Raw genomic sequence first — 541 nt, 5'->3', positions numbered from 1 at the left:
CACAGAACCGTACGTACGGACCTCGTATACGGCTCATGCACATTACCATTTAGCATATGCGCTAAACACGTAGCCAGTCTCAACTTTCCCCATATCATACAACGTTAAACTATCTAACCACTTATTCGGCATAGCATAGTGAGCTAATGGACTGGCTGAGTTTCTCCGGCGCCACATCGCTATCGACTCAAACGGTGGTTTATAGCCTAATTGTTTAAGTCGTCTATGTAGCCGTTTAGGCTTTTTCCATAGCTTAAGTTGTATGCTGCGAAGCCGTCTTCGCACCCACTGCGCCAGCTCTTTAAAGGTACTTTTCGTGTCGGCAATCCTAAAATACTGAGCAAATCCCCTAAGCAGGGGGTTAAGTTGCTTAATAACGCTCGCTAGCGGTCGCCCACTATTTCGCTTCGTCATCGCCTTAACCTTTTGCTTAAACAGCGACAGCTTCTTAGGCTGTATCTTTGTGTAGTGACTGTAAATCACTACCCCTAAGAAGTTAACTCCTCGCCAGCTCTGTGTGATGTGAGTCTTCTCACCGTTC

Annotated in this window: 1 protein-coding gene; it reads right to left on the bottom strand. The window is 46.4% G+C overall.

Annotated elements, in window-relative coordinates:
* Positions 1 to 42 precede the first annotated feature (42 nt).
* Positions 43 to 541 (bottom strand): group II intron maturase-specific domain-containing protein (locus HMPREF3144_RS11170; RefSeq protein ID WP_305778287.1); only part of this gene is annotated, 499 nt, incomplete at its 5' end.

The organism is Oligella sp. HMSC05A10, from assembly GCF_001808335.1.
In the GTDB taxonomy this organism is placed as follows: Bacteria; Pseudomonadota; Gammaproteobacteria; order Burkholderiales; family Burkholderiaceae_B; genus Oligella; species Oligella urethralis.
Note: the sequence above shows the minus strand (reverse complement) of the source record. Positions and strands in the feature narration are given on the sequence as shown.